This is a genomic window from Janthinobacterium kumbetense (assembly GCF_023703445.1).
GTDB classification, from domain to species: domain Bacteria; phylum Pseudomonadota; class Gammaproteobacteria; order Burkholderiales; family Burkholderiaceae_D; genus Janthinobacterium; species Janthinobacterium kumbetense.
The window spans coordinates 1-614 of record NZ_JAMQGR010000039.1 but is presented as its reverse complement, the minus strand read 5'-3'; the positions used below and the strand labels follow the sequence as shown (position 1 = coordinate 614).

The 614-nt window shown below is 50.0% G+C and carries 1 rRNA gene; it reads left to right on the top strand.

What is annotated here, in order from left to right:
* Nucleotides 1-17: 17 nt before the first annotated feature.
* A 23S ribosomal RNA gene (locus tag NCG91_RS27855) occupies nt 18-614 on the top strand; the annotation flags it as partial.

The following is a 614-nucleotide window of genomic DNA, read 5'->3' as shown; positions in this document are numbered from 1 at the left end:
AGAGGCTAACGTTATAGGGACAAGCGAATAAGTGCACATGGTGGATGCCTTGGCGATTACAGGCGATGAAGGACGTAGTAGCTTGCGATAAGCTGCGGGGAGTGAGCAAACACACTTTGATCCGCAGATTTCCGAATGGGGCAACCCACCCTTTTAGGGTATTGCATACTGAATACATAGGTATGCAAGGCGAACGCGGCGAACTGAAACATCTAAGTAGCTGCAGGAAAAGAAATCAACCGAGATTCCCAAAGTAGCGGCGAGCGAAATGGGAAGAGCCTGTACGTGATAGTCGGACCGATAACAGAATCCTCTGGAAATAGGAGCCATAGTGGGTGATAGCCCCGTATGTGAAATCGGACCGGTGGTACTAAGCGTACGACAAGTAGGGCGGGACACGTGACATCCTGTCTGAATATGGGGGGACCATCCTCCAAGGCTAAATACTCGTAATCGACCGATAGTGAACCAGTACCGTGAGGGAAAGGCGAAAAGAACCCCGGAAGGGGAGTGAAATAGATCCTGAAACCGTGTGCATACAAACAGTAGGAGCGGACTTGTTCCGTGACTGCGTACCTTTTGTATAATGGGTCAGCGACTTACATTCAGTGGCA